The organism is Acidimicrobiales bacterium, from assembly GCA_035533095.1.
Taxonomy (GTDB): domain Bacteria; phylum Actinomycetota; class Acidimicrobiia; order Acidimicrobiales; family Palsa-688; genus DATLUM01.
Genome location: DATLUM010000057.1, coordinates 1 through 4,311 on the forward strand (window position 1 = coordinate 1; position 4,311 = coordinate 4,311).

Annotated in this window: 7 protein-coding genes and 1 tRNA gene; 3 read left to right on the forward strand and 5 right to left on the reverse strand. The window is 66.9% G+C overall.

The genetic code is table 11. The annotated features are described in order from the left end of the window. Nucleotides 1–253 (forward strand): RbsD/FucU domain-containing protein (locus VNF71_07775; protein HVA74450.1); only part of this gene is annotated, 253 nt, incomplete at its 5' end. Nucleotides 254–589: 336 nt separating this feature from the next. On the opposite strand, the gene VNF71_07780 is transcribed toward VNF71_07775, so the two are convergent. The 4 genes from VNF71_07780 to VNF71_07795 form a co-directional block, all read right to left on the reverse strand. Then, on the reverse strand, nt 590–748 hold the full coding sequence (locus tag VNF71_07780) for a hypothetical protein (GenBank protein ID HVA74451.1): 159 nt from the start codon (nt 746–748) through the stop codon (nt 590–592). Beyond that, entirely contained in the window at nt 745–1,518 is a 774-nt protein-coding gene (locus VNF71_07785; GenBank protein ID HVA74452.1) for a hypothetical protein, read from the reverse strand. The genes VNF71_07780 and VNF71_07785 overlap by 4 nt, the downstream gene beginning before the upstream one ends. Nucleotides 1,519–1,705: 187 nt before the next feature. After that, nucleotides 1,706–1,780 (reverse strand) — tRNA-Thr (locus VNF71_07790). Nucleotides 1,781–2,159: 379 nt separating this feature from the next. After that, nucleotides 2,160–2,519 (reverse strand): hypothetical protein, encoded by a 360-nt coding sequence (locus VNF71_07795; GenBank protein HVA74453.1) that lies wholly within the window; start codon nt 2,517–2,519, stop codon nt 2,160–2,162. 336 nt (nt 2,520–2,855) lie between these two features. Between VNF71_07795 and VNF71_07800 the strand changes: the two genes are divergently transcribed. Together VNF71_07800 and VNF71_07805 are read left to right on the forward strand one after the other, a co-directional pair. Continuing rightward, nucleotides 2,856–3,077, forward strand: coding sequence for a ribbon-helix-helix domain-containing protein (locus VNF71_07800; GenBank protein HVA74454.1), 222 nt, complete (start codon nt 2,856–2,858; stop codon nt 3,075–3,077). Then, entirely contained in the window at nt 3,074–3,424 is a 351-nt protein-coding gene (locus VNF71_07805; GenBank protein ID HVA74455.1) for a type II toxin-antitoxin system PemK/MazF family toxin, read from the forward strand. The genes VNF71_07800 and VNF71_07805 overlap by 4 nt, the downstream gene beginning before the upstream one ends. A gap of 156 nt (nt 3,425–3,580) precedes the next feature. On the opposite strand, the gene VNF71_07810 is transcribed toward VNF71_07805, so the two are convergent. After that, on the reverse strand, nt 3,581–4,069 hold the full coding sequence (locus tag VNF71_07810; GenBank protein HVA74456.1) for a hypothetical protein: 489 nt from the start codon (nt 4,067–4,069) through the stop codon (nt 3,581–3,583). Nucleotides 4,070–4,311 lie beyond the last annotated feature (242 nt).

The window sequence follows — 4,311 nt, forward strand, 5'->3', positions numbered from 1 at the left end:
CGATACGTTTGTGGAACCCGCGGCGTTCCACATGCTGCCTGTCGATGGCCAGCCGGAGGGCATCGCCTGCGGTGACTTCCGAGCCAGCCTCCGTGAGGCCGAGTCACGCGAGGTGGCGATCGCCGGACTGGAACGGTTCGACTTCTACCGGCATGCGGCGGCTGCTTATTGCGTCGTGTCGACCGGTGACGCGCGTCCGTATGCCTGCTTCCTCATCGCGAAGGGAGTTGTCGCTGCCGGGTCGGACACGTAGCAGCGGCATGTGGACGACCGCCCCGGACGCATCTCCGGCTTCCGATCAAGGCTGCTCCCGCCGCCGCCCCGAACGCCGGCCTGGCGGAGAACCCGGGGGTGGTCGCAGGCGCACGAAACGGACGACCGCGTCAGGGTCAGAGACGCCACCCGTGAAGTCTCGGCGCCACTCTGGTCAAGCCAACCATTTACGCCACGTGGCGGATTGCAAGCATGATCCACTCGGGCACCACGATCCGAGGTGTGGAACCCGGCGGTTCAAGTCCTCTCGCCCCGACCAGTGCCAGCGGCTGACGCGGGTTGACCAGCGAGCCGGGTCGATCGACCCGGCTCGCTGCTACGTGGAGCGGACAAATTGGACCCGCTCAGCTGTGGACGATGATGAACCGCCCCCGATCGGCTGCTGGACACCGTTGTCGTAGACGATCGCACCGGTGGTGCTATCGGTGATCTGGATGCGGAACATGTCGGGGCTGCCGTCGGTGGCCCAGATCATGAAGTCGTAGGTGCCGGCGCCATTGATCGTGCCGGTGCCTTGAACTGGGCATTCGTGCCGTTCTGGTTGACGACGAGCCATTGGTAGGCGGTCGAGGAGAAGTCGAGGCCGCCCGCTTGGAAGACGAACGCCGTGTTGCCCGAGGGGACGGTGGCGCCCTTCTGGTACTTCGAGACGAACGCGAACGTCGCCTTGCCGCTCGCTGTCGGGGCGAGGGTGTCGTAACCGGCATTCGAGGTAATCCAGCCGCCACCGGTGACGAAGCCGGCCGATGGGTCGTAGACGGCGTAGGGCGTGCACTCGAAGGCGCCGTACACGTTCGGGGCCTGCGCGCAAGCCGAATAGACGCCCGTCGTACCTCCGGCGCTGATCGAGGCGCTCGCGTGGCCGCCGCTCCTGGTCGTCAGCGGCGACCCGACCGTTCCTCCTGTTGCCGAGAAGAGCCCGGACGTACCGTCGGGGACCGTGCCGCCGGGCTGGGCACCGTTCGAGTTGTATGTGAAGTCGGCCGTGATGGCCCCGGTCGTGTTCACGGCGATCGGCGCGACGGTCAGCCGGTCTACCAGCCACGGGGTGGCGTTCACGTTGCCGCTCACGCCGTTGCAGTTCGCGGTGTCCGCGGGGCCACCGCTGCAGCCCCACCAGTTGTTGATGGCATCGACCGCGCCGACGCTGTTCGTCGTGAGGCCAACGGTGTGGTTGCCGGCGATGACGTTCGTGGCCTGGGAGGTCTTCCGTTCGCGCCGCCTCGGGCGCAAGAGGAAGTCCACAACCTGACGGCCGATGGCCTACATTTGCGGTGACTGTGCCGAGATCGCGCTGACGATCGTGCGCGAGAAGGAGCAGGCAAGCATGACGGGTAGGGTTGTTCGCATAGGCCCCCCGGCCGAACCCCCCATTTCGTAGACCCCCCGGGCCATTCTGGCGCCTGTAGGGTTCGGTTCACGTTCAGGTTTGTGGAGCCGACACTCGGATTTGAACCGAGGACCTGCTGTTTACGAAACAGCTGCTCTACCGCTGAGCTATGTCGGCATCCGTGCGTGAATCCGGTGTATCCCGGTGCGCTATGGCAGGAACCTGAACGTAATCTGACGGAGTATCGGTTCGTCGACTTCCTCCGGGGAGGGCGTCGACGCCCGCTGCTACATCGCGCGAGTGCCTTCCAACTCAAATCCGTACGTTTCTGCCACGAGCCGAATACTACTGTGCCCGAGCGTTCGTCGGGCATCCTCGAGTCCGCCAGCGGCAATGATCAGCGTCGCGGCGACGTAGCGCAGGTCGTACAGCCGGATGTGCGGGATGCGTCGGAGAAACAGGCACCCGATGTTCCCAGTGGGTTCTCCCCTTGAGCCGGACATGGAACGGCCGCCCGCACGAGCGAGCGGCCTTCCGGTCGAGGCAGGGAGCGGGGTCAGCGAGGACGGCCGCCCTCGCCGCTGTCGATGACGAGTTCCGACGGAGGCCCGCCGGCCATGGGGGCCGCGAGGTCAACCCCGTGGAGCTCCTTGACCTGCTCGAGGAACCAGTGGGTGAAGGCGTCGTCGGCACTCGACATCTGGCCGAACGATCGGCCCGGATCTTCGCCCGAGAGGGTGACGATCACGAGGTCGCCCATCGGGGTCGGCTGGAAGAAGGTCTGCTCACGGACGTGGGCCTTCGCGCGCGAGGCGACGAACTCGGCCTTGCGAGCGCCGTTGAGCTCGGCGACGAAGCGCTTCCATGCGTCGGTCTTGCCGGGCAGGATCGGGAATGCGACGGCCATCATGGCCATGTGGGGCCTCCAGAGACACGTTCGTGTCCCAGAAACGGTGGGTCGGGCTCGCCATTGGCCCTGCGCGACGGTCGAGGCGACCGTATGGGGACGCCGCGCTGGTGGGAACCTGTCAGGCTCCCGTGCCTCCCTGCCGGTCTGCGGAGCATAGTGCCTCGCGTCCGCGCTGTGTGGCAGCAGGGCTGTCCACGCCTCACTGGACGAGTTCATGTGGCATCCAGCCAAGCAATCTAGATCCCTACCGAGGCGGTGGCCCCAGGACGGGCCCCCACTCAAGACGGCGTCGGCGTCGCGCCACTCTTGCTACCGGTTCCCTACCGCTGGTAGTATCACGGTATGAAGGTCAGTGTCAGCTTGCCCGGCGACGACGTCCGGTTTCTCGATGACTACGCGAAAGAGCAGGGGCTCGAATCTCGGTCGGCCGCGCTCCACCGGGCAGTGCGCCTGCTTCGCACCGCAGAACTGGGCGGTACGTACGAAGGGGCGTGGGAGGAATGGGCGGCTGACGGTGAGGCCGGCTTGTGGGACTCCACGACCAGCGACGGACTGGGGTCATGATCCGGCGCGGCGACATCCATTTCGTCGATCTCGATCCCGCCCGCGGCTCCGAGGCCGACAAGCGCCGGCCAGCCGTCATCGTCAGCAATGACGCGGCCAACGCAACGGCGAGCCGACTGGGTCGGGGTGTGATCACCGTGGTACCCGTGACCTCGAACACCGAGCGGGTCTACCCGTTCCAGGTCATCCTTCCAGCCGCGGAAACCGGGCTCGTTCGGGACTCCAAGGCACAGGCTGAGCAGGTCCGATCGATCTCCGTGGAGCGGGTGGCTGACCGGCTGGGCGTCGTCCCCAACGTGATCATGCTCGACATCGACGAGGCCCTCCGCCTGCACCTGGGCCTCTGACTCGGGCTGCCGCGCCGTCACGGCTCGCCGTGCCTTATCGCAGGTCCGTCGTCGGATGGACCGGCAGGATGAGCGGTTGCCGGGGCGCCTGGCTGAAGTCGAACGTAAGGCGACGGCAGCACGGGGAACCGTCGAGTCGGCGTACGAGCGTTCTCCTCAGCGCAGGTCGGCGCAGGCGATCTTGGCACCACCCGGGGCGTGCACGACGACGGACACTGCGGTCGGGCCGGCCGTTCGATCGACGGTGGCGTTGCCGTTGCCGATACCCGCGTCGTTGGTGGTGAAGCCGGGCCAGATCTCGTTGGGCGGGGTTGCCGGCCCGGAGGGATCGAAGCGGTAGTGACCGTCGGCAGCGCCGTCGGCGCAGGCTTGCTGGTGAACATGCGAGCCGTAGGTCGTGTTGGCCGACAGGCCTTCGACATGAACCGAGACGATCGTCGTTCCGTCGGCCGTGCGGATCATCTGGGCATGGCCGCCGAGGTCGAGCCCGACGCCCGCGGCGAACGGATGGAACTCACCGCGCGTGACCGTGGCCCCATCGGCCAGCACACTCGAGGCAAGGAAGAGGCCGATCGCGAGGCCGAGGATCAACGAAGCGCCCACCGTCCTTCGGTGCGCTGACGACGCGGACATCGAATCGAACATGCTGTGCTCCCCTCCGGAACTCCAGGGCAGAGTTCCTGTGACAGGCGGCGCTATACCGTCACGTGGTATATCGCTGCACGTAATACAACGCCAGCCTCGCCCGTGTCAAGGGGTGCCCGCGGTGTGGCGCCCGCGATGGAGCGGTGGAAGTCGGCGGTCCTAGCTGCCGCGCGGGGCGCGCTCGACCGCGCTCGCCCAGGCGGCGATCTCGGCCCGTCGGGACGCGCCGAGCTTGGCGAGGA

What these genes read in the sequence shown, in the direction of transcription:
- VNF71_07780 (HVA74451.1), bottom strand. Translation starts at nt 748, where the DNA reads ATGATCTGGGCCACCGACGGCAGCCCCGACATGTTCCGCATCCAGATC.
- VNF71_07795 (HVA74453.1), bottom strand. Translation starts at nt 2,519, where the DNA reads ATGGCCATGATGGCCGTCGCATTCCCGATCCTGCCCGGCAAGACCGAC.
- VNF71_07800 (HVA74454.1), top strand. Translation starts at nt 2,856, where the DNA reads ATGAAGGTCAGTGTCAGCTTGCCCGGCGACGACGTCCGGTTTCTCGAT.
- VNF71_07805 (HVA74455.1), top strand. Translation starts at nt 3,074, where the DNA reads ATGATCCGGCGCGGCGACATCCATTTCGTCGATCTCGATCCCGCCCGC.
- VNF71_07810 (HVA74456.1), bottom strand. Translation starts at nt 4,069, where the DNA reads ATGTTCGATTCGATGTCCGCGTCGTCAGCGCACCGAAGGACGGTGGGC.